This is a genomic window from Streptomyces inusitatus, assembly GCF_014651115.1.
Taxonomy (GTDB): Bacteria; Actinomycetota; Actinomycetes; order Streptomycetales; family Streptomycetaceae; genus Streptomyces; species Streptomyces amakusaensis.
Genome location: NZ_BMWG01000021.1, coordinates 75,400 through 96,447, shown reverse-complemented (window position 1 = coordinate 96,447; position 21,048 = coordinate 75,400). Strand labels below are relative to the sequence as shown.

Below are 21,048 nucleotides of genomic sequence, written 5' to 3'. Positions count from 1 at the left end.
ACACGGAGAGGCACGGAAGCCTCACCGGCGTCTCCAGCCACCGCGCGACCCCGACCCCGACCCCGACTCCGAAGGACAGCCGCCATGCACCGGGCCTTGATCGTCGTCGACGTTCAGAACGACTTCTGCGAGGGCGGCAGCCTCGCGGTGACCGGGGGCGCCGAGGTCGCGGCCGGCGTCACCGAGCTGATCGGCCAGTCGGCGCCCGCCGGATACCGCCATGTCGTCGCCACCCGTGATCACCACATCGACCCGGGCGGCCACTTCTCCGACACCCCCGACTTCGAGACCAGCTGGCCGCGCCACTGTGTGGCGGGGACGGAGGGCGTGGGCTTCCATCCGAACTTCGCGCCCGCGGTCGCCTCGGGCGCGATCGACGCGGTCTTCGACAAGGGCGCCTACGAGGCGGCCTACAGCGGCTTCGAGGGCTCGGACGAGAACGGCGCCAAGCTCGCCGACTGGCTGCGCGCGCACCGGGTGACCGAGGTCGACGTGGTCGGGATCGCCACGGATCACTGTGTGCGCGCGACGGCGCTGGACGCGGTGCGCGAGGGGTTCACCACCCAGGTGCTGCTCGATCTCACGGCGGGCGTGTCGAAGGAGCGCACCGAGCGGGTGCTGGAGGAGCTGCGGGAGGCGGGCGTGACGCTGACGGGGAAGCCCGTCGGCTGACGCGACGCCGGAGCGGCCCGGCGGGATTCATGAACACGCGCTGTTCACTCCCGTAACGCGGAGCGCTCCCGCAGCAGGGTGCGGAAGGGGTGCCACAGCTCGGACGCGGTCTGCGGCAGCGTCCGCCACAGCAGCCCGTCCGGATGGTGCAGCACCGCGGTGATCTCGTCCGGGGTCGGCGGCTCCGTGTTCCCCCGGAGATAGACCGCCCGCAGCCCCAGATTGCGCAGCCTGGTCAGGGCTCGCGCACGGTTCGCCGCGTGCACCAGGAATCGGGCCGGCCGGCCGTCGCCCAGCGGGCTGGGCAGGCTGAGCGCCACCACCACACTGCCGTTCGGCAGCTTGCTGAATCCTCCACCGGGCATTTTGATCCACTCCCCCGTCAAGATGGTCTGTCAATAACGGTCCCGTCCCCGCACCTAAACACGATCGGCCGCCGCCCGCTAGAGGGCGACGGCCGATCATGCTTTGACCTGCTGTTATGCCAATTACTTGGTCGAGGGACCAACCTTGACCGTGATCGTCTTGCCGTTCTTCGGCTCCTTGACGATCGAGATCTTGGTGTTGGTGTCAGCGACCTTGACGCTGGCCGTCGGGTTCTCGGCGGTCCAGTAGACGCCCTTGCGGTCGTCGAAGACGCTGTTGCCCGGCCGCGACTTGATCGTCGTCGGCACGCCCGCCCGGTGCAGGGTCACCGCGTCGTACGGCCGGGTGCTGAAGGTCGCGTCGAAGGACTGGATGCGGTTGCGCATCATGGTGCCGTCCGACCACTTCAGCGGCGCGGGGTTGGCGTCGATCGGCAGGATCTGGCCGGCCCCCGGGTGGAGGATGGTGTTGTTGTCCCGCTGGAAGGTGTCCCAGAGCCAGATCAGCAGACCGTTCTGGTTCTTGTAGTGCTCCACCCACTGGTGCTTCGGGGCGGTGAACCCGAAGTTGTACGGGCCGAGCTCCAGCGTCTTGTCATAGCCGGTGTACTGGCGGTTCTCGGCGATGTAGTACTGCTCGTAGTCCTTGGTGAAGGAGTCGCCGATGCGCGAGAAGCCCTTCACGGTCCAGCCCGCGTCGTCGCCCTCGGCGTTGTCGGTGAACAGCGGCGCGCCGTCGGCCTTGACGGTGATCGCGTCGGCCGCGAACCCCTTCTCGGCCGTCGCGCCGTCCGTGCGGTACTGGAACCGGAGGTCGATCTTCTTGCCCGCGTACGCGTCCAGCCCGTAGACCAGCTGCTTGTACGCGCCCGAGCGGCCGGTCAGCGCCGGAGTGCCGCTGGCGTCACGGGTGATCGGCTTGCCGTCGGCCGTGCCGTCCAGCGCGGTCCAGTTGGCCCCGCCGTCCGTCGACACCTCGGTGTAGACGTGGTCGTAACCCCGCTCGGCCTGCCACCAGCCCCACAGCTCCAGCGCGGCGCTGGACTTGCCCGTCAGGTCGACCGTACGGGTGAGGGTGTTCCGCAGGTCGTCGCCCATGTCGCTCCACCACTGCTTGGAGCCCTCGGCGGGCTTCACGACAGGGGTGGTGCCGGGCTTCTTCGGGAGGTCGACGATGAGCGCCTGGGGGCGCTTGGTGTTGTACGCCGAGACGCCGAGGGTGTGGGTCGAGTCCGTCGCGGCCCGCGCCTTGGTGTAGTTGAGCCAGCCGAGCTGGAGCTTGTCCCAGGAGGTCATGTCGCCGGGCAGGTCGCCGATGGCGCCCTTGCCGGTGCCCAGCCACGAGCCCGAGGACATCAGGCTCCAGAAGCCGGTGGAGTTCTCGCCGCCCCGGCCGGAGTAGTCGTACAGATCGGGCAGGCCCAGGTCGTGGCCGTACTCATGGGCGAAGACGCCGAGTCCGCCGTTCTCGGGCTGCACGGTGTAGTCGCCGACCCAGATGCCGGTGTCGCCGATCTGGGTGCCGCCGGCCTTGTTCTGCCCCGGGCCGGTCTTGCCCGCGTCGGTGCCGTACGCGTACCAGCGGTGCGCCCACAGGGCGTCCTTGCCCTGCGCGCCGCCGCCCGCCGACTCGTCCTCGCCCGCGTGGACGAACTGGAAGTGGTCGATATAGCCGTCGGACTCGTTGAAGTTGCCGTCGTTGTCGAAGTCGTAGCGGTCCCAGAGGTCGTACTCGGCCAGCGCCGCCTTGATCTGCGCGTCGGTGCGGCCCTGTGCCTTCTGGTCCCGGACCCAGGCGTTGACGCCGTCGCGGACCGCGTCCCAGGCGTTGTCGCAGTTGCTGCCGCCGCAGTAGTTGGAGCCGTAGCGGGCCTCGTTGTAGTCGACCTTCACCCAGTCGGAGACGGTGCCGTCGACCGAGTAGCGGCCCGAGGAGGCCTGCTCGAAGTAGGTCTTCACCGACTGCTTGGCGACGCCGTTCGCGTCCTTGCCGGTGCCGAAGTAGAGGTCCTCGAAGTGCTTGCGGTTGTAGTCCGCCCGCCAGTCCGTGGAGTTGTTGACCGCGCGGTCCGGCTTGGCGATCTGGTTGTGGGCGGGGCCCGGGGTGCCGCCGTACTTCTTCACCGGCGGAAGGGGGCCCTCCGGCCCGTCCGGGTCGTGCGTGGTGGTGTCGTCGACCTTGTCGCCGAACTCCAGCAGGATGGTGAAGATCTTGTCGGTCTTCTCCCGGCCCAGCTCGACGTACTTGCCCTTGTCGAGCTTGACCACATTGGAGCCGTCGCGCCGCTGCACGGTCGCGTCCCCGGATATGACCTTCTCCAGCGCCGACTCGCGCTGCTGGGCCTGCTGCTTGCTGAAGGGACCGTCGAGGTCGTGGTCGACATGGTCCTTCCCCGGCGCCGGGTCGTGGCGCTCGATGCCGTTGGCCGCCGGGACCGGGGATCCCTGATCCCCCGCCTGGGCGGTGCTGAACGCCGCTGCCGCCGCCGTGGTCGCGGCGAGCGCGACGATCACGGCCGTCGCTCGGGTCGTCCGTCTCTTGGTGGTCACGTGTTCCGGTGTCCTCCCCCGCGCCCTCGCCGCAGACCGGAGTGGGGCTGCCCGGCCGAGGGACGCGCGCGTCACAAGTGACCGCATTCGACCGTAGTCGGAGAAGAAAAGACAACCCTTGACTAGGACATTCCAACTGCACTATGCAGAAGTGGAGTTCCGGTATCCGGACAGCCCCCGAAGAGACGGCAAATACGCGAGAACCGGACAGAGGGCAGAGGGAACAGGCCAGTCGGAGGTCTGTATGGCATGGTGCGCCCCCTATGCTCCGAGGCCGTGAGTGAGGCGGGACTCACCTCGCGGTTTCGGAGAACATCGGAGGGCAAAGGCCCCGGGTCACGCCGGAACGGTCACCACCACGGTCTTGCCCGCCTTGTCGTGCAGCCCCTGGCGATAGGGCTTGTCGGCGATGATCGTGATGATGATGACCAGCCACCAGACACAGAAACAGCAGATGAGAGCGGGGGCCCAGAGCACCGTGGCACGCAGCAGCGCGGAGCGGGTGTCCGGGGTGCCGCCGTCGTTGAGCAGCGCGACGCGGAGCTTGAACAGCCGCTTGCCGATGGTCTGGCCGTCCTTCTTCACCATGAGGGTGTCGTAGGCGACATAAGCCACCAGGGAGATCAGCGACCACGCCCACTGCCGTCCGGTGTTCACATCGTTGGCGATGTCGTCCCAGCTGTCCCCGCTGTCGCCGACGTTCCAGCCCCCGAAGATCAGGGAGAGCAGGAAGAGCGGGATGAAGATGATCAGTGCGTCGACGATCCGGGCGGCGAGCCGCTTGCCGAAGTCGGCGAGCGGGGGCATCCCGGCCAGCGGATCGGGGCCGCCGCCGTACGGGCCGCCGCCGTAGGCGTTCGGATCGTACGGGGGCATCCCGCCGCCGTACGGGCCGCTCTGGCCGCCCTGGCCCCCGCCGTACGGGGAGCCGGGCGGGGCGGGGTCCTGCGGCTTCTTGGCGAAGGGGTCGTCCTCGGGACCGCCCGGGCCGGGGGGCGGCGGCGGCTGGTCGTTGCTCATGAGGGCAGTGCACCCCGAGCCCGGTCCCCCCGCAAAAGCTCGTGTGCCGTTCGGGGGAACCGGGCCGTGCGGCGGGCCGTCAGCCGCCGGTGACGAAGGTGTGCGCCGCCTTGTCGTGCCAGCACTGCCGCCAGGGCCGGTCGAACAGCCCCCAGAGCACATTGAGCACCCCGACGACGGCGAGGCCGAGCACCCCGTACACCAGCCAGCGGCGCAGCGCCGCCCCGAACGGCGGGGGTTCGTGCGATTCGATGTCGACCACCTTGAGCCCGCAGAGCCGCTTGCCGAGGGTGCGGCCCCAGCGGGCGACCGGCAGTGCCTCGTAGAGCGCGCCGAGGATCAGCAGCGCGCCGAGGACGATGCCGAGGTGGACGGCGGTGGTGCCGTCGAGGAGCCAGACGGTGACGGTGCGGCCGGACTGTCTGGCCGCCTCGATCTTGCCGTCCACATGGTCGAGGGACTTCAGCGCCACGGGCACGGCGACGGCCGCGGTGAGCGCGCCGAGGACGACGGTGTCGATCAGCCGGGCGGCGAACCGCCTGCCGAGCGCGGCGGGCCGGGCGGCTGCCTGCGCCTGGGCCAGTTGGAGGAACGGATCGGCGACCGGGGGCTTCCAGGGGACGACGGGCTGCTGCCGCTCCCCCTCGTCGGCCCGCGCGAGCCGGTGCACCTGCTGGGCCCAGGAGTCGGCCCCGCCGCCGCCCGGCCCCTCGGCGACGGCCGCCGGGGGCTGCGGCTGCGGCTGCGGCTGCGGCTGGGCGTACTGCTGCTGTTGCTGTTGCTGTTGTACGGGGGGCTGCGGCCGGACCGGCGGTGCGGCCGGGGCCGGGCTCGGGGCCGGGGACGCGGGCCTGGGGCGGATGGTCATGGTGCTCTCGGCCGGGGGCCGCTGCTCGCCGGGCTCCGGACGGGAGCGGACCGGCCGGATGGTGACGGTCCGGTCGGCCGGCGGCCCGCCGGTCGGGTCGCCGCCCTGCGCGGGCAGCCGGGGATCCGCGGCCCGCCCGGGGGCGCGGCTCTCCGGGACCTGTCCCCGGGCGTCGGCGGCCCCGGGAGCCGACACCGGCCCCTGGGGAGCGGGCACATGCGCCGCCGCCGCGTCGGGCGCGCGCACGGGAGCGGAGGGCCCCTGGGCGCGCGGGTCCTGGCCGCCGCCCCAGGAGACCCGGTGGTCCCGCTCGCCGCCGAAGCCGGTCTGCCGCGAGGTGTCCGCCTGCCAGGCGGTGGCCGGTTCCGGCAGTCCGGGCTCGTCGGAGGGGTCCTCGTCGAGAAAGACCGGCCCGGTCTCCTCCAGCCGCTCCGCGGCGGCCGACTCCGCCCGGTCCCCCGGTCCGGCCCCGGCCGGGCGGGGCGCCTCCGGCCGGGCGGCCCGGCCCGGCTCCGGCGGCATCACCTCACCCGTCTTGGGCGCGGGCCTGCTCGTACCGGGCACCCAGGCGGCGCCGTTCCAGTAGCGGACATATCCGGGGATGGAAGGATCCGGGTAGTAGCCGGGCCGGGGACTGTCGTCCCCGCCGGCCGGGGTTGGGGCGCTCATCACCGTGGTCCCGTATCTCCTCAAGAGCCTCGATCAAGGCTCCACATCTATCAGACGCTCGTGGGCACCTGGGCCCGTCCAGCTGTAACGACCACTATCCGGGGAGGTTCCGTTCCGGTAGGCGTTCCGGGGCGGTGGGGCCGACTCGGAACCGAGCCTGTCGGGTAACCCCAAGATCACAGAAAGTTCTTGTCGAAAGTCGCGTCATCGGCGGGCGCGACCCCGCTCTCACCTCGCGAGGGCCTGATCGGGGCCCTGTACCCAGCGGGCGAGGGAGCCTCTTATGCACACCGTGATCGAACGTGAACTGGAGCTGAATCTGGTGCTGTCGCCGGAGCGCAGCATCCCTGTTCCCGCGCGGCTCACCTATCGGACGGCTGATCCGTACGCCGTGCACATCACCTTTCACATCGGGTCGGAGCACCCGGTGACCTGGACGTTCGCGCGTGAGCTGCTGGTGGAGGGGGTGTTCCGGCCGTGCGGGCACGGGGATGTGCGGATCTGGCCGACGAAGGTGTCGGGGCGGAGCGTGGTGCTGATGGCGCTCAGTTCGCCGGACGGGGACGCGCTGCTGGAGGTGTCGGCGGGGGTGGTGTCGGCGTGGCTGGAGCGGACGCTGAGGATCGTGCCGCCGGGCGCGGAGGGCGGGCGGCTCGATCTGGACGGGAGGCTGGCGGAGCTGCTGTCGCCGAGGCGGACGAACCAGCTGTGGGCCGGGGGGCACCGCGCTCCGGGCGAGGAGACTCCCCGGCCCTCCGACGAGCCGTCGGACGGCGAGGCGTAGCCGGGGTGAGGGCCTGGGCGGCCGGGTCCCGTGCTCAGAAGAGTTTGCCGGGGTTGAGGATGCCGAGCGGGTCGAAGGTCCGCTTGACGCCCCGCTGGAGCTCCACGCCGACCGGCCCCAGCTCCCTGGCGAGCCACTCCTTCTTGAGCAGGCCGACGCCGTGTTCGCCGGTGATCGTGCCGCCCAGTTCCAGTCCCAGGGCCATGATCTCGTCGAAGGATTCACGGGCCCGGCGGGACTCGTCCGGGTCGTGGTGGTCGAAGCAGACGACCGGGTGGGTGTTGCCGTCGCCCGCGTGGGCGCAGACGCCGATGGTCAGCCCGTGCTTGGCGGCGATGGCGGCGGTGCCCTCGATCATCTCGCCGAGTCGGGAGCGGGGTACGCACACGTCGTCGATCATCGTGGCGGGCTTGAGCCGTTCCAGTGCGGGCAGTGCGGTGCGGCGGGCCTGGAGGAGGAGTTCGGACTCGGCGGCGGTGTCCGCCGGGACCACCTCGGTGGCTCCCGCCGCGCGGCACAGTTCGCCGACGGCGGCCAGATCGGCCGCGGGGTCGGCGGTGTCGAACGCGGCGAGCAGCAGGGCCTCGGTCGTCTCCGGCAGGCCCATGCCGGTCATCGCGTTGACCGCGCGGACCGTGGTGCGGTCCATCAGCTCCAGCAGTGAGGGGGTGTGTCCGCGCTCCATGATCGAGCAGATCGCCTCGCAGGCGGAGGCGGCGGAGGGGAACTCCGCGCCGAGCACCAGCCGGGCGGGCGGCTTGGGGCGCAGCGCCAGGACCGCTTTGACGACGATGCCGAGGCTGCCCTCGGATCCGACGAAGAGTCTGGTCAGGTCGTATCCGGCGACGCCCTTGGCGGTGCGGCGGCCGGTGGTGAGGAGCCGGCCGTCGGCGAGGACGACGTCGAGGCCGAGGACGTACTCGGCGGTGACTCCGTACTTCACACAGCAGAGCCCGCCGGAGGCCGTGCCGATGTTCCCGCCGATGGTGCAGGTCTCCCAGCTGGAGGGGTCCGGCGGGTAGGTGAGTCCGTGCTCGCCGACCGCGCGGGCGAGATCGGCGTTGATCACGCCGGGCTCGACCACGGCGATCCGGTCGACCGCGCTGATCTCCAGGATGCGATCCATCCGGATCAGCGAGAGCACCACACAGCCGTCGCTGGCGTTGGCCGCGCCGGACAGTCCCGTACGGGCGCCCTGGGGGACGACGGGCACGCGCAGCGCCGTGGCGGTCCGCATGACCCGCTGGACCTGTTCGACCGTGCGGGGGAGCACGACGGCCGCGGGGACGCCCGCCTCGCAGAAGCCGGCCATGTCCCGTGCGTAGGAGGCCATCACATCGGGGTCGGTGATCAGGGCTTCGGCGGGCAGGTCCGCGCGGAGCCGTTCGAGGAGATCGTCCATGATCCCAGCCTCGCACCCGGGGCCATCGGTGTGAACCCGTCGGCCTTCCGCCGCCCCGAACGGAGCGCGTTCATCATATGGACTGCCCGCTGACGCACAGTGAGCGTCATGGGCAGTGAACGGATGAAGAACGCCGCCGTCGGGACACTGGTCGCCGCGACGCTGATCGCCGGGCTGGTCGCGATCGCCCCCCAGGAGCGGGAGGGGCCGCGCCCCGCGCCCGGTCCGGCCGCGCGCGCCCGGACGGCGTTCGCCGTCGGCGCCCCGGCCTCCCTGCCGGAGCTGAACGCGCTGATCGCCGAGCGGGAGCGGTGGCTGAAGACCCGTCAGGACGACGAGGAGTCCTGGGCGGTGCTGGGGACGGCGTACGCGGAGCGCGGGGCGCGCTTCGCGGACTGGGCCGCGCTCCCCCGGGCCCAGAGCGCGCTCCGGCGCTCGCTGGAGCTGCTGCCGGCCGCCGAGGGCAACGCCGAGGCCCTTCTGGGGCTGTCGGTGCTGGCCGGGGCGCGCCAGGACTTCACGGCCGCCCGCGACCACGCCCTCCAGGCGCGGAAGCTGCGGCCCCGGCGGTGGACGGTGCACCGGGCGCTGATCGAGGCGTACAGCGGGCTCGGGGACTACAAGGCGGTCGCCGCGTCGCTGGAGAAGCTGACCGCGCTGTACGACGGGCCGCAGGCGCGGGGCGTGGCCGCCCGGGTCTACCGCGACAAGGGCTGGCGCGAGGACGCTTCGGCCAACGCCCACGACGCGGTCGCCGCCGCCGAGGGGAGCGCCGAGCGGGCCGCGGCGCTGTACCGGCTCGGCGAATTCGCGTGGGAGCGGGGCGAGCCCCGGGAGGCGATCGAGAGTTACGCGCTGGCGCTGCGGCTCGACGCGGGACACCGTCCCGCGCTGGCGGGGCGGGCCAGGGCGCTGGCGGCGCTGGGCCGCACCGACGAGGCGCTGCGCGACTACCGGGCGGTGCTGGACCGGCATCCGCTGCCGGAGTACGCCCTGGAGGCGGGCGAGCTGAGCGAGTCGCTGGGGCTCGGCGCCGAGGCCGAGGCGCGGTACGGGGAGGTGCTGGAGTCGGCCCGGCGGGCCGGGGCGGCCGGGGTGAACCAGGAGCTGACGCTGGGACGGTACGAGGCCGACCACGGGGATCCCGACGAGGCGGTGCGGCGGCTCACGGCCGAGTGGGAGCGGGGTCGGCACAGCTTCGAGACGGCGGACGCGCTGGGCTGGGCGCTGTTCCGGGCGGGGCGGGCGCGGGAGGCGCTGCCGTACGCGAAGAGGGCGACCAAGGAGGGGCCGCGCAGCCCCTTGTTCTCGTACCACCGGGGGGAGATCGAGCGGGCGCTCGGGCTGTACGGTCCGGCGCGCCGGGACATCGGGCAGGCGCTGCGGATCAATCCGTACTTCTCTCCGCTGCTGGCCCCGGCGGCCCGCGCGGCCCTGTCGGCGCTGGGCGAGCCGCCCGCGGGCGGTCCGAAGAAGATCACGGGCCGGGAGGGGCTGATCAGGCCCGGCGCGGTCGGCGGCGGCGTACGGCAGCGGACCGGGACCACGAGCGGCACCGGGACCGTGGGGACGGGGCGTTAGGTCAGGTGCGGGTGGCGTAGACGATCAGGTTGTCCACCGGGTGGCCGTCGGCGTCGAAGCCTCCGTCGCAGGTGATGAGGCGCAGCTCGCGGCCGTTGACCGGGCCGTACACCCGCTGGGTCGGGAAGGCCTTCTTGCGGACGGTCTCGGTGTGGGTGACCTTGAAGCGCGCGGTGGTTCCGGCGTCGTTGCGGACGGCGATCTCCGCGCCCTTGTCGATCTTCTTCAGATCGTGGAAGACGGCTTTGCCGAACTTGGTGTCGTTGTGACCGATGATCACGGACGCGCCGGGTTCGCCGGGGACGGGCGCGCCGGTGTACCAGCCGGCCGTCATGCCCTTCTCGGGCGGCGGGACCTCGACCGTGCCGTCCTTGTTGAGGCCGAGGGTCATCAGCGAACTCTTCACGCCGATGGAGGGGATGGCCACCTCGACGGGGGCCGCGGCCCGGTCGGCCTTCTTCGGTTCGGACGCCTCTGACGCCTCGGACGGCTGGGACGGCTCCGGCGGGTTCGCGGGGGCGGTCGGGGCGGCGGCCGTGACCGGGGCGCGGTCCAGGGTCTCGTCGGCGTCCTGGGCGCAGCCGGTGAGGGCGGCGAGGGCGAGTGCGGCGAGCAGCAGGGGCGGGAGGGTGCGGGGTTTCGTCGGGGGCATCAGGGGCTCCAGGTCCGGGCGGCGACGGGCGACGACGGGCGGGGGGGCCCGCGGGGGGGTGCCCCGGGGGCCCGCCGGGGGGGGGGGGCGGGGGGGGGGGGGGGGGGCGGGGGGCCGCGCCCGGGGGGGGGGTTCCGCGGGGCCTGCCGCGGAAGGGGGGTCAGGGGGTGTCGGAGGCGCGGCGGCGGACCACGAGGACTCCGGCACCGGCGACGAGCGCGAAGGCGACGGCCGAGCCGGTGAACAGGCCGGTCGTGCCGCCGCTCTCGGCGGGGCGCTCACCGGCGGCGACGCCGCCGCGCGGGGCGACGACGGCGGGAGCCCGGCGGTCGGCGGGCTTGGCGGAGGGGCGGGCGGTGGACTTGGCGTCGCCCGGGCTCACCCTGGGCTGCTCGCCCGCGGCGACACCGCCGCGCGGGGTGACGGCGGGGGCCCGGCGGTCGGTGGGCTTGACGGGCTTGGCGTCGCCCAGGTTGACCTTGGGCTGCTCGCCCGCGGCGACACCGCCGCGCGGGGTGCGGACCTCGGGGGCCCAGACGGTGCCGGCGGTGGCGCCCTTCTTCCGCAGGGCCTCCTTGTCGGCGGCGGAGGCGTTCGCCCACCTCTCCTCGGCGGCCGCCGCGGCCTTCTTCTCCCGGGTGTCCCCGGCGCCCGCGGAGGGGGTGGCCGTCGGCGTCGAGTCGGCGAACGCCGCCCCCGCCGGGACGATCATCGCGCCGGCCGCCGCGACGGCGACGACCAGGGCGCGCGGGGAGAGACGGTAGGTCTTCACAAGTGGCTCCATTCCGGCTTACAGCTCGGGCTGTGGGGTGCTGCCGAGGCCGCGTCGCGATCACGACCCGGCATGACCGCCAGGCTGGCGTGAAGATATGAAGAACCTGTCAGAGCGCTGTGGTGGGGGTATCAGGGCTGCCGGACGGGCTCCAGCGGCAGCCGGAGGGTGAAGACCGTCCCCTCGCCCTCCCGGCTCGTCACACCCACCGAGCCGCCGTGCGCCTCCATCAGCTTGCGGACGATGGCGAGGCCGAGCCCGCTGCCTCCGGTGCGCCGGTTGCGGGACTTCTCCGCGCGCCAGAACCGGTCGAAGACATGCGGGAGGTCGGCGGCGGCGATGCCCTGCCCGGTGTCGGCGACCTCCAGCGCGAGCAGCCGCTTCCCGTCCTCGTACGCCCGCAGGGTGACCGATCCGCCGGGCGGGGTGTGGCGTACCGCGTTGGAGACGAGATTGCCCACGGCCTGGCGCAGCCGGACCGGGTCCGCGTGCAGGAGGGGCACGGGGGCGGGGCCGGGCGGGGCGACCCGGAGGGTGACGCCCGCGGTGTCGGCGCGGCCCTGGTGGGCGGCGGCGACCTGGGCGAGGAGTTCGGCGGCGCGGAGCGGTTCGGGGTGCAGCCGCAGGGCTCCCGCGTCGGCCTCCGCGAGGTCCTGGAGGTCGTCGATGATGTGCTGGAGCTGTACGGCCTCCTCCAGGAGCGAGGAGACGAAGGCCTCGTCAGGTTCGGCGACGCCGTCCTGCGCGCCCTCCAGCCAGCCCCGGATGTTGCTGAGGGGGGTGCGCAGCTCGTGGGCGACATCGCTGACCATGGCGCGGCGCTGGGCCTCCAGCCGGGCGCGGTGCTCGGCCATGTCGTTGAAGGCGGCGGCCAGTCGTCCGACCTCGTTGTCGGCGGTGACGGGGACCGGCTCGGCGCTCTCGCCGTCCTTCATCCGCTGGGCGGCCCCGGTGAGCGCGCGCAGCGGTTTCACCAGCCGGGTGGCGGCGAGGAGGGTCGCGCCGACGGTCAGCGCGAGGACGAGGGCGGCGACGCCGACGATCCGGGCGGTGTTCGTCGGGGAGAGGTCGAAGCCGGGGACGGTCGCCTGGTCGGAGTCGCCGATGAAGAGCAGCGCGGGCGAGGAGACGTGGGAGCCGAGCTGTTCGGTGCGGGCGGTGCCGACGCAGCCGGCGATGTCGCGGTCCGCGGCGCTGTCGGCGGGGGGCACCGGCTCGGCGGCGCGGGGTTTGACGGGGCCGGGGCTCTGCCACACGGCAGGCGCGCCGAGGTCGACCCCGGCGTAGCGCTCGTCCACCGCGGGCCCCTCCTTCCAGGACAGGTCGAGACGGAGCCGTACGCCGGGCCGTCCCTTCCGCTGGAGGCAGGCGTCGGAGAGCCTGTTGAGCTCGGTGAGCGCGCGGGCCTCGGTCTTGGTGGGGGCGGCGAGTTCGTCCTTGCCGCAGTGGGTGTCGCCGGGGACCCGGTCGCCGGTGTGGCCGACGATCTGGATCCGGGGGCGGCCGCTGGGGGTGTCGACGATGTCCGAGGAGAGCCCGAATCTGCGCAGGCACTGGGTGGCGCGCTCCGCGACCTTCCGAAGCTGCTCGCGTTCCCGCTGGGGCAGCCGGAAGGGGCCGACGGCGCGCGGGTCGATCCGGTCCGCGGCCCGGCCGCCCGGCTGCTGGGGGTCGGCGACCAGCGCGCTGTCGGAGCTGAGCGGGTCGACCACGGCGGACGGCTGGGCGGGCAGGGCGGGCGGCGCGCTCTCGCCCCCGGCGGCGGAGTCGGCGATGATCCGCCGGTCCCGGGTGGTCAGCGCGATCCGGCGGTCGTAGGTGCGGGCCAGCTCTCGTACGGTGCTCTCGACGCCGTCCCACTGGGCGTTGGTCGCCGCGTGGCCGCGCAGGGCGTCGTAGACACGGGCGCTGTCGGTGAGGTTCTGGCCCTGCTCGCGCTTGATGGCGCCGGAGGTGGTCTGGACGGCGAGCCAGGCGGTGGCCGCCACCGAGCAGGCCGCCACCAGCGCGGAGACGGCGAGGAGGCGGCCCAGCAGGCTCTTGCGGAGCGGCAGTCTGCGCTGCCGGTGCTCCTGCCCGGCGGCCCGGGCCTCCCGGGCGGCCCGCCTGCGCTCACGCCCGCGCACGGTCGGTCTTCCGCTCCGGGGCGGCCATCTTGTAGCCGACGCCGAAGACGGTGAGCAGCAGCGCGGGTCTGCGGGGCGCGGGTTCGATCTTCTTCCGCAGATTCATGATGTGGACGTCCACGGTCCGGTCGCCTATGTAGCGGGCGAAGCCGTGGAGTTCCTCCAGGAGCCGTTTACGGGTGAAGACCCTGCCCGGCTCGGCCGCCATCGCCGCCAGGATGCGGAACTCGCCTGGGGTGCAGTCGATCCGCGCGCCGCCGACGGTGACCTCGTGCCGGTGCGGGTTCACCACGAGGGGGCCGACGGTGAGTACGGGTTCGGCGGGCGGGGCGCTCACCTCGGCGGGCGCCCGGGTGCGGCGCAGCAGGGTGCGGACGCGGGCCATCAGCTCGCGGGGGCTGTAGGGCTTGGTCATGTAGTCGTCGGCCCCGAGGTCGAGTCCGAGCAGCAGATCGTCCTCGGTGGAGCGGGCGGTGAGCATCAGCACCGGGAGTCCGTACTCCTCGGCCCGCAGGATGCGCAGCACGTCGAGGCCGTCGACCTTCGGCATCATCACATCGAGGACGAGCAGATCGGGCGGTCTGCGGCGGACCGCTTCGACGGCGGCCCGGCCGTCCCGTACGAGGGTGACGCTGTGGCCCTCCCGTTCGAGATAGCGGCGGACCAGTTCGGCCTGCTTCTCGTCGTCCTCGGCGATCATCACTAGTGCGCACATTGGTCCCGATCGTAGGCAGCGCACCGCACGCGAGGCCGGGCGGGTCGTCGCGGCCCCGCCCGGCCGACGCCCGGCCGATGCCCGAAAGCGGCCCGCTCAGAGGTTGCCGCGCTTCTCCTGCTCGCGCTCGATCGCCTCGAAGAGCGCCTTGAAGTTGCCCTTGCCGAAGCCCATCGAGCCGTGCCGCTCGATCATCTCGAAGAAGACGGTCGGCCGGTCCTGCACCGGCTTGGTGAAGATCTGGAGCAGATAGCCGTCCTCGTCGCGGTCGACGAGGATCTTCAGCTCGCGCAGCGTCTCGACGGGCACCCGGGTCTTGCCCGCCCAGTCGCCGAGGGTGTCGTAGTACGAGTCGGGGGTGTCCAGGAACCGCACGCCGGCGGCGCGCATGGCGCGCACGGTCGAGACGATGTCGTTGGTGGCCAGGGCGATGTGCTGGACGCCCGCGCCGCCGTAGAACTCCAGATACTCGTCGATCTGGGACTTCTTCTTCGCGATGGCGGGTTCGTTGATCGGGAACTTGACCTTGAGGGTGCCGTCGGCGACGACCTTGGACATCAGGGCGGAGTACTCGGTGGCGATGTCGTCGCCGACGAACTCCTTCATATTGGTGAAGCCCATGACCCTGTTGTAGAAGGCGACCCAGTCGTTCATCCGGCCGAGTTCGACATTGCCGACGCAGTGGTCGATGGCCTGGAAGGTCCTCTTCGCCGGGGGCTCGACGATCGGCTCGGCGGCGACGAAGCCGGGGAGGTACGGGCCGTCGTAGCCGGAGCGGTCGACCAGGGTGTGCCGGGTCTTCCCGTAGGTGGCGATGGCGGCCAGCACCACCGTGCCGTGCTCGTCCTTCAGCTCGTACGGCTCGGCGAGCCCGCGTGCGCCGTGCTCCACGGCGTAGGCGTACGCGGCCCGGGCGTCGGGGACCTCGATGGCCAGGTCGACCACGCCGTCGCCGTGTTCGGCGACATGCTCGGCGAGGAAGGCGCCCCACTCGCCGGCCTGTTTGACGACCGAGGTGAGGACGAAGCGGGCGGACCCGCTCTCCAGGACGTAACTGGCGGTCTCCCGGCTGCCGTTCTCCGGTCCGGAGTAGGCGACCAGCTTCATGCCGAAGGCCGTGGAGTAGTAGTGCGCCGCCTGCTTGGCATTGCCGACGGCGAAGACGACCGCGTCCATTCCCTTCACCGGGAAGGGGTCTGCCTCGCGCGCGGTGGTCAGGTGATGATCAATGGTCTCAGTCATAGTCGCAGGCTCCACCCGATCCACAAGGTGCGCAATAGTTCGCGTTTTGACTGGGCAATATGACTAGAGCGGTCCCAGAACGGTGATGCTTTCTGTACATGATGACCACTCGGAGGGCTCCATGGCGATCGATCATCTGGACGGGCGGCTGATCGTGCTGCTGGCGCGTGAGCCGAGGATCGGGGTGCTGGAGGCCTCCCGCAGGCTGGGGGTCGCGCGCGGCACCGTGCAGGCACGGCTGGACCGGCTGCGGGCGCACGGCGTCATCAGGGGTTTCGGCCCCGACGTCGATCCGGCGGCGCTCGGCTACCCGGTGACCGCGTTCGCCACGCTGGAGATCAAACAGGGGCAGGGCGCGGATGTGCGGGCCCATCTGGCGACCGTCCCCGAGGTGCTGGAGCTGCACACCACCACCGGGCACGGGGACATGCTCTGCCGGCTGGTGGCCCGCTCCAACGCCGATCTCCAGCGGGTGATCGACCGGGTGGTGGGGTTCGAGGGGATCATGCGGGCGTCGACGGCGATCGTGATGGAGAACCCCGTACGGCTGCGCATCATCCCGCTGGTGGAGCAGGCGGCCGGGCCTCCCCCGTAAAAAGCGGATGGTCTCAGCAGGAGGGAACCTTCCCGCCCTTCTCCAGGGCCCGCAGCGACTCCACCGCGCCCTTCAGATCGGTGACGGGGACCAGCCTGAGCCCCTTGGCCTCCCCCGCCTTCGCCGCCTCGCACTCGCTCTTGGGCACGAGGAAGACCTCCGCGCCGTCCCTCTTGGCCGCCTGGGTCTTGAGCGCCACCCCGGCGACGGGGCCGACGTCGCCGTCGGCGTCGATGGTGCCGGTGCCCGCGATGTCCCGGCCGCCGGTGAGGTCGCCGCCGGAGCCGTCGCCGTCGAGCTTGTCGACGATCCCGAGGGAGAAGAGCAGCCCGGCGCTGGGCCCGCCGACATCGGCGAGACGGAGCGTGACCTTCACCTTCTTCGGGTCCCGCCCGAGATAGGAGAGCGCGGCCAGCGTCGCCTCATGCTGGGAGTCCGCCATGTCCGCGAGATTCCGCTCCGCGACCTGCTCGTCCGACTTGCCTGCCGGATACACGGTGTCCCGGGGCATCACCGAGCGGTCGGTACGGAACCACCCGTCGGCCACATCCCCGAGATCCACATCAGCGTCGGGCCCGGTGGCGACGATGGTGGTCATCCGCAGATCCCCCTCGGTCTCCCGCACGGGCGCGCCCGTGATGGAGATGACCGGGCTGCCCTGGTGCTCACCGAGGACGTTCACGGTGGCCCCGGGCTGCGCGATCACATACGGCAGCGGCGCGAACGCGGCGACGGCGAGCAGGGCGGCGACGGGGACGGCACTGAGGGCGATGGCGCGGGTGCGCGTGAGGCGGGAGAGCACAGCGCCAATCTATCGGTGACGGCACCGGCCCCGTGAAAGCATCGACGGATGATCGACGCGGCCGCGTCTGGACGGCCTCGGCCCGGTGCGGGGTCGGGTGGTGCGCGGGTCCGGTGGTCGGGGTACGGGTCCGCTCCGGGCCCGGGTCCGGGACTGCTTTCCTCACCGCGCTCCGCGCGAGCTGCGCCGCTTTACGTCCCGGCCCCGGTCCCTGCGCGGCCCCTTCGCGTGTACGTCGGCGATCTCCGGGCCTTGGGTCTTGCACGGCCTCTGCGTGTGTACGTCGGTGACTCCCGGCCTTGGGTCCCGTGCGCCCCTTCGCGTGTACGTCAGCGGACTCCCGGCCCGTACGTACGACATCGGCCCGGCTTCCCCTTTCACCGGTTCGCCGACCAGCGAATCCTCTCCGTCCGGGCGATCCGTCACCAGGACAGCGGATTCGACCGCACCGTCCTCTGGGACGACCTGGTCGTGACCGGCGAGGAGCTGAGCACGCTCGACCCCGAGCCGCGAGAAGAACCATTGACACCACTCCACTCGTAGTACTACGTTCAAACCACTTCACTCGCAGTACTCCGGAAGAGGTATCGCATTGCGCAAGCTCGTCTACTACATCGCCGTCTCCCTCGACGGATACATCGCGGGCCCCGGCGGGGAGTACGACTTCTACCCGCTCGGCGACGAGGAGCAGGCCGCCGCCTACTCCTCGTGGATCAATGCCCGCTACCCCGAGACCGTCCCCCACTTCGCCCGGGAGGCCCAGGGCCTGGCGGACGCGCCCAACCGGCGCTTCGACACCGTGCTGATGGGGCTCGGGGCCTACGGCCCGGGTGTGGCGGCGGGCTTCACCAGTCCGTACGCGCATCTGCGGCAGTACGTCGTGTCCAGCACGCTCGCGCCCGACACCGACCCGGCGGTGACGGTCGTCCCGAACGACCCGCTCGCCCTGGTCCAGAAGCTCAAGCGGGAAGAAGGGCTGGACATCTGGCTCTGCGGCGGCGGAATCCTCGCCGGGGCGCTGCTGCCCGAGATCGACGAACTGATCATCAAGAGCTACCCCGTGGTCGCCGGCTCCGGGATCCCGGCCTTCAGCGGCGCGTTCGACCCCACTCTCTTCAGGGTCACCGACCGCACCTCGTTCGACAACGACGTCACGGTCACCCACTTCACCCGCCGCTGAGATGCGGCCGTACTCGCCGATGTCGTACGTACGGGCCGGGAGTCCGCTGACGTACACGCGAAGGGGCCACGCAGGACCAAGGCCGGGAGTCGCCGACGTACACACGCAGAGGCCGTGCAAGACCCAAGGCCCGGAGATCGCCGACGTACACGCGAAGGGGCCGCGCAGGGACCGGGGCCGGGACGTAAAGCGGCGCAGCTCGCGCGGAGCGCGGTGAGGAAAGCAGTCCCGGACCCGGGCCCGGAGCGGACCCGTAACCCGAACACCGGACCCGCACCGCCCCCCGCTTCAGCGAAGAGCGTCCGCGACCTCACGGGCGGCGTCCATGACCCGGGGCCCGACCCGCTCCGGGACGGACTCCGCGAGCATCACCACCCCCACACTGCCCTCTATCCCCGTCACCCCCACCAGCGGCGCGGCCGCCCCGCACGCCCCCGCCTCCAACTCCCCGTGGGTCAGGGTGTACCCGGGCTCGTCCGGGTTCCCCTGGCGCGCGGCCAGGATCGCCCGTCCGGCGGCTCCCCGGTCCAGCGGGTGCCGGAATCCGGCCCGGTAGGCGACGTGGTAGTCGGTCCAGGTGGGTTCGACGACGGCGACGGCGAGTGCTTCGGCGCCGTCCACGAGGGTGAGGTGCGCGGTGGCTCCTATGTCCTCGGCGAGCGCCCGCAGCGCGGGCATCGCGGCTTCCCGCACCAGCGGGTGCACCTGTCGGCTGAGCCGCAGCACGCCGAGCCCCACGCGGGCCCGCCCGCCGAGGTCGCGGCGGACGAGTGCGTGCTGCTCCAGCGTGGCGAGCAGCCGGTAGACGACGGTCCGGTTGACGCCGAGCCGAGTGGACAACTCGGTGACGGTCAGACCGTGATCGGTGTCGGCGAGCAGTTTGAGGACGCGCAGTCCTCGGTCGAGCGTCTGGGAAGTCTCCGCGGTCACGACGCCCTCTCCTTCGGAGTGTGTGACGGCGGATCCCATGGCGGTGCGGCGCGACGCCGATGACGATGGCGTCGCGCCCCCCAGAGGCCCGCCGGCAGGCCAAGGCACACCGACTGGGCTCCGCGGCGGCGCTGCCACGGGGCGCTTGTGTTGCCCGGGACAGTAGCGAGCCGGTCCGCTCAGCGGAAGACCTCGTCCAGAATCCGGGCGTCGCGCTGCGATACGGCCCGGATTCCGTCGGCTTTCGGCCTCAGCGCATCCGAGTGGCCCATTCCTGGACCTTTTTGATCCGCTCCCGGATCTGCCCGGCGGTGGCCTCCGCGCTCGGCGGTCCGCCGCACACCCGCCGCAGCTCGGTGTGGATGACGCCGTGGGGTTTGCCGCTCTGGTGGACGTAGGCGGCGACCATGGTGTTCAACTGCTTGCGCAGTTCGAGGAGTTCCTTGTGGGAGACGACGGGCCGCCGCTCGGCGGGCAGTTCGAGGAGGTCGGCCTCGTCGTCGGGCTTCTTGCGGCTGTGGGCGATCTGCCGGGCCTGCCGCTTCTGGAGGAGCATCTGCACCTGGTCGGGTTCGAGGAGCCCGGGGATGCCGAGGTAGTCCTGCTCCTCCTCGCTCCCGGGGTGGGCCTGCATCCCGAACTCGGCCCCGTTGTACATGACCCGGTCGAAGACGGCGTCGGACTCCAGGGCCTCGAAGGGCAGGCTGTCCTGTTCCCCGGTGTCCTCGTCCTGCTCCTTGTTGGCCTCGTCCATCTCCTTCTCGGACTCGGCGTAGGGGTCTTCCTCCTCGCCGTCCTTCTTGGGCCGGTCGAGCACATGGTCGCGCTCGACCTCCATCTCGTTGGCGAAGCCGAGCAGCGAGGGGATGGTGGGGAGGAAGACGGAGGCGGTCTCGCCGCGTCTGCGCGATCGTACGAAGCGGCCCACGGCCTGGGCGAAGAAGAGGGGGGTCGAGATGGTGGTGGCGTAGACGCCGACGGCGAGGCGGGGGACGTCGACGCCTTCGGACACCATGCGGACGGCGACCATCCAGCGGTCTTCGCTCTCGCTGAACTCGTCGATCCGCTTGGATGCGCCGGTGTCGTCGGAGAGGACGACGGTGGCTCTGGTTCCGGTGATCTCCCGGATGAGCTTGGCGTAGGACCGCGCGGAGTCCTGGTCGGCGGCGATGACGAGCCCGCCGGCGTCGGGGATCGCCTTGCGGACCTCGCTCAGCCGCCGGTCGGCGGCGCGCAGCACATTGGGCATCCAGTCGCCGCGCGGGTCGAGCGCGGTGCGCCAGGCCTGGGAGACGGCGTCCTTGGTCATGGGCTCGCCGAGCCGGGCGGCGACCTCGTCGCCGGCCTTGGTGCGCCAGCGCATGTTGCCGCTGTAGCTGAGGAAGATCACGGGCCGGACGACGCCGTCGCCGAGGGCGTTTCCGTAGCCGTACGTGTAGTCGGCGGAGGATTTGCGGATGCCGTCGTTGCCCTCTTCGTAGGTGACGAAGGGGATCGGGTTGGTGTCGGAGCGGAAGGGCGTGCCGGTGAGGGCGAGCCGCCGGGTGGCCGGGTCGAAGGCTTCGAGGCAGGCCTCGCCCCAGGACTTGGAGTCACCGGCGTGGTGGATCTCGTCGAGGATGACGAGGGTCTTGCGCTGCTCGCAGCGGTTGCGGTGGAGCATGGGGCGGACGCCGACACCCGCGTAGGTGATGGCGACACCGTGGTACTCGCGGCTGAGCGGCCCCGCGCTGTAGTCGGGGTCGAGCTTGATGCCGATACGGGCGGCGGCGGCCGCCCACTGCTTCTTCAGATGCTCGGTGGGCGCGACGACGGTCACCTGCTGGACGACATGGTGGTGCAGCAGCCAGGAGGCGAGGGTGAGCGCGAAGGTGGTCTTTCCTGCCCCGGGGGTGGCTACGGCGAGGAAGTCCCGGGGCTGTTCCTGGAGGTATCTCTCCATGGCCCCCTGCTGCCATGCTCGCAGCTTCCCGGCGGTGCCCCAGGGGGCCCTACCGGGGAAGGCGGGGGAGAGGTGGTGGGAGTGGGAGGCGGTAGTAGTCACGGTCTCCGGTTCGGCGCTGGTCCAGTCACGACAGGTATGACAACCGGGCCACCCTACCGGTGCCGGAACCCCGGCCCGG

General features: G+C 72.0%; 18 protein-coding genes. 5 read left to right on the top strand and 13 right to left on the bottom strand.

The genetic code is table 11. From position 1 onward, the window contains the following. Nucleotides 1–84: 84 nt before the first annotated feature. Complete coding sequence (locus IE247_RS26110) at nt 85–672, top strand: nicotinamidase (RefSeq protein WP_190125733.1); 588 nt, start codon at nt 85–87, stop codon at nt 670–672. A gap of 44 nt (nt 673–716) precedes the next feature. Here the strand turns inward: IE247_RS26110 and IE247_RS26105 are convergent, their stop codons facing one another. From IE247_RS26105 to IE247_RS26090, 4 genes are all read right to left on the bottom strand, one after another. After that, nucleotides 717–1,037 (bottom strand): hypothetical protein, encoded by a 321-nt coding sequence (locus IE247_RS26105; RefSeq protein WP_190125732.1) that lies wholly within the window; start codon nt 1,035–1,037, stop codon nt 717–719. 123 nt (nt 1,038–1,160) lie between these two features. Beyond that, complete coding sequence (locus tag IE247_RS26100) at nt 1,161–3,587, bottom strand: immune inhibitor A domain-containing protein (protein WP_190125731.1); 2,427 nt, start codon at nt 3,585–3,587, stop codon at nt 1,161–1,163. 336 nt (nt 3,588–3,923) lie between these two features. Next, a complete protein-coding gene (locus IE247_RS26095) occupies nt 3,924–4,607 on the bottom strand; it encodes an RDD family protein (RefSeq protein ID WP_190125730.1) in 684 nt (227 codons plus the stop codon). A gap of 79 nt (nt 4,608–4,686) precedes the next feature. After that, a complete protein-coding gene (locus IE247_RS26090) occupies nt 4,687–6,144 on the bottom strand; it encodes an RDD family protein (RefSeq protein ID WP_190125729.1) in 1,458 nt (485 codons plus the stop codon). A gap of 283 nt (nt 6,145–6,427) precedes the next feature. Here IE247_RS26090 and IE247_RS26085 point away from each other — a divergent pair, with 283 nt between their 5' ends. After that, nucleotides 6,428–6,928 (top strand): SsgA family sporulation/cell division regulator, encoded by a 501-nt coding sequence (locus IE247_RS26085; RefSeq protein ID WP_190125728.1) that lies wholly within the window; start codon nt 6,428–6,430, stop codon nt 6,926–6,928. Between the two features lie 34 nt (nt 6,929–6,962). Here IE247_RS26085 and IE247_RS26080 read toward each other — a convergent pair whose 3' ends face one another. Further along, nucleotides 6,963–8,330 carry an FAD-binding oxidoreductase gene (locus IE247_RS26080; RefSeq protein ID WP_190125727.1) on the bottom strand — a complete coding sequence of 456 codons (1,368 nt, stop codon included), beginning with the start codon at nt 8,328–8,330 and terminating at the stop codon, nt 6,963–6,965. Nucleotides 8,331–8,438: 108 nt separating this feature from the next. Here IE247_RS26080 and IE247_RS26075 point away from each other — a divergent pair, with 108 nt between their 5' ends. Continuing rightward, nucleotides 8,439–9,911 carry a tetratricopeptide repeat protein gene (locus tag IE247_RS26075; RefSeq protein ID WP_190125726.1) on the top strand — a complete coding sequence of 491 codons (1,473 nt, stop codon included), beginning with the start codon at nt 8,439–8,441 and terminating at the stop codon, nt 9,909–9,911. A gap of 1 nt (nt 9,912) precedes the next feature. On the opposite strand, the gene IE247_RS26070 is transcribed toward IE247_RS26075, so the two are convergent. The 5 genes from IE247_RS26070 to hppD all read right to left on the bottom strand — a co-directional run bounded on the left by IE247_RS26070 (nt 9,913) and on the right by hppD (nt 15,418). Then, nucleotides 9,913–10,563 (bottom strand): class F sortase, encoded by a 651-nt coding sequence (locus tag IE247_RS26070; RefSeq protein WP_190125725.1) that lies wholly within the window; start codon nt 10,561–10,563, stop codon nt 9,913–9,915. A 160-nt stretch (nt 10,564–10,723) separates the two neighbouring features. Continuing rightward, on the bottom strand, nt 10,724–11,335 hold the full coding sequence (locus tag IE247_RS26065; RefSeq protein ID WP_229869356.1) for a hypothetical protein: 612 nt from the start codon (nt 11,333–11,335) through the stop codon (nt 10,724–10,726). 131 nt (nt 11,336–11,466) lie between these two features. Beyond that, nucleotides 11,467–13,461 (bottom strand): sensor histidine kinase, encoded by a 1,995-nt coding sequence (locus IE247_RS26060; RefSeq protein WP_373305608.1) that lies wholly within the window; start codon nt 13,459–13,461, stop codon nt 11,467–11,469. Next, the gene (locus IE247_RS26055) at nt 13,448–14,176 is read right to left on the bottom strand and encodes a response regulator transcription factor (protein ID WP_373305607.1); all 729 of its coding nucleotides are present in this window, start codon (nt 14,174–14,176) and stop codon (nt 13,448–13,450) included. Before IE247_RS26055 ends, IE247_RS26060 begins: the two co-directional genes overlap by 14 nt. A 96-nt stretch (nt 14,177–14,272) precedes the next feature. After that, nucleotides 14,273–15,418, bottom strand: a complete 1,146-nt coding sequence (gene hppD, locus IE247_RS26050; protein ID WP_190125723.1) for a 4-hydroxyphenylpyruvate dioxygenase — start codon at nt 15,416–15,418, stop codon at nt 14,273–14,275. Nucleotides 15,419–15,539: 121 nt separating this feature from the next. Here hppD and IE247_RS26045 point away from each other — a divergent pair, with 121 nt between their 5' ends. Next, nucleotides 15,540–16,013 carry an Lrp/AsnC family transcriptional regulator gene (locus IE247_RS26045; RefSeq protein ID WP_190125722.1) on the top strand — a complete coding sequence of 158 codons (474 nt, stop codon included), beginning with the start codon at nt 15,540–15,542 and terminating at the stop codon, nt 16,011–16,013. Between the two features lie 13 nt (nt 16,014–16,026). Here IE247_RS26045 and IE247_RS26040 read toward each other — a convergent pair whose 3' ends face one another. After that, nucleotides 16,027–16,815: a hypothetical protein gene (locus IE247_RS26040; protein ID WP_190125721.1), complete on the bottom strand. Its 789-nt coding sequence runs from the start codon at nt 16,813–16,815 to the stop codon at nt 16,027–16,029. A 592-nt stretch (nt 16,816–17,407) separates the two neighbouring features. On the opposite strand from IE247_RS26040, the gene IE247_RS26035 reads away from it, so the two are divergent. Continuing rightward, nucleotides 17,408–17,995, top strand: coding sequence for a dihydrofolate reductase family protein (locus IE247_RS26035; RefSeq protein ID WP_190125720.1), 588 nt, complete (start codon nt 17,408–17,410; stop codon nt 17,993–17,995). A 288-nt stretch (nt 17,996–18,283) separates the two neighbouring features. Here IE247_RS26035 and IE247_RS26030 read toward each other — a convergent pair whose 3' ends face one another. Both IE247_RS26030 and IE247_RS26025 read right to left on the bottom strand, forming a co-directional pair. After that, entirely contained in the window at nt 18,284–18,925 is a 642-nt protein-coding gene (locus tag IE247_RS26030; protein ID WP_190125719.1) for an IclR family transcriptional regulator, read from the bottom strand. A gap of 250 nt (nt 18,926–19,175) precedes the next feature. After that, a complete protein-coding gene (locus IE247_RS26025) occupies nt 19,176–20,969 on the bottom strand; it encodes a DEAD/DEAH box helicase (RefSeq protein WP_190125718.1) in 1,794 nt (597 codons plus the stop codon). Between the last annotated feature and the right edge of the window lie 79 nt (nt 20,970–21,048).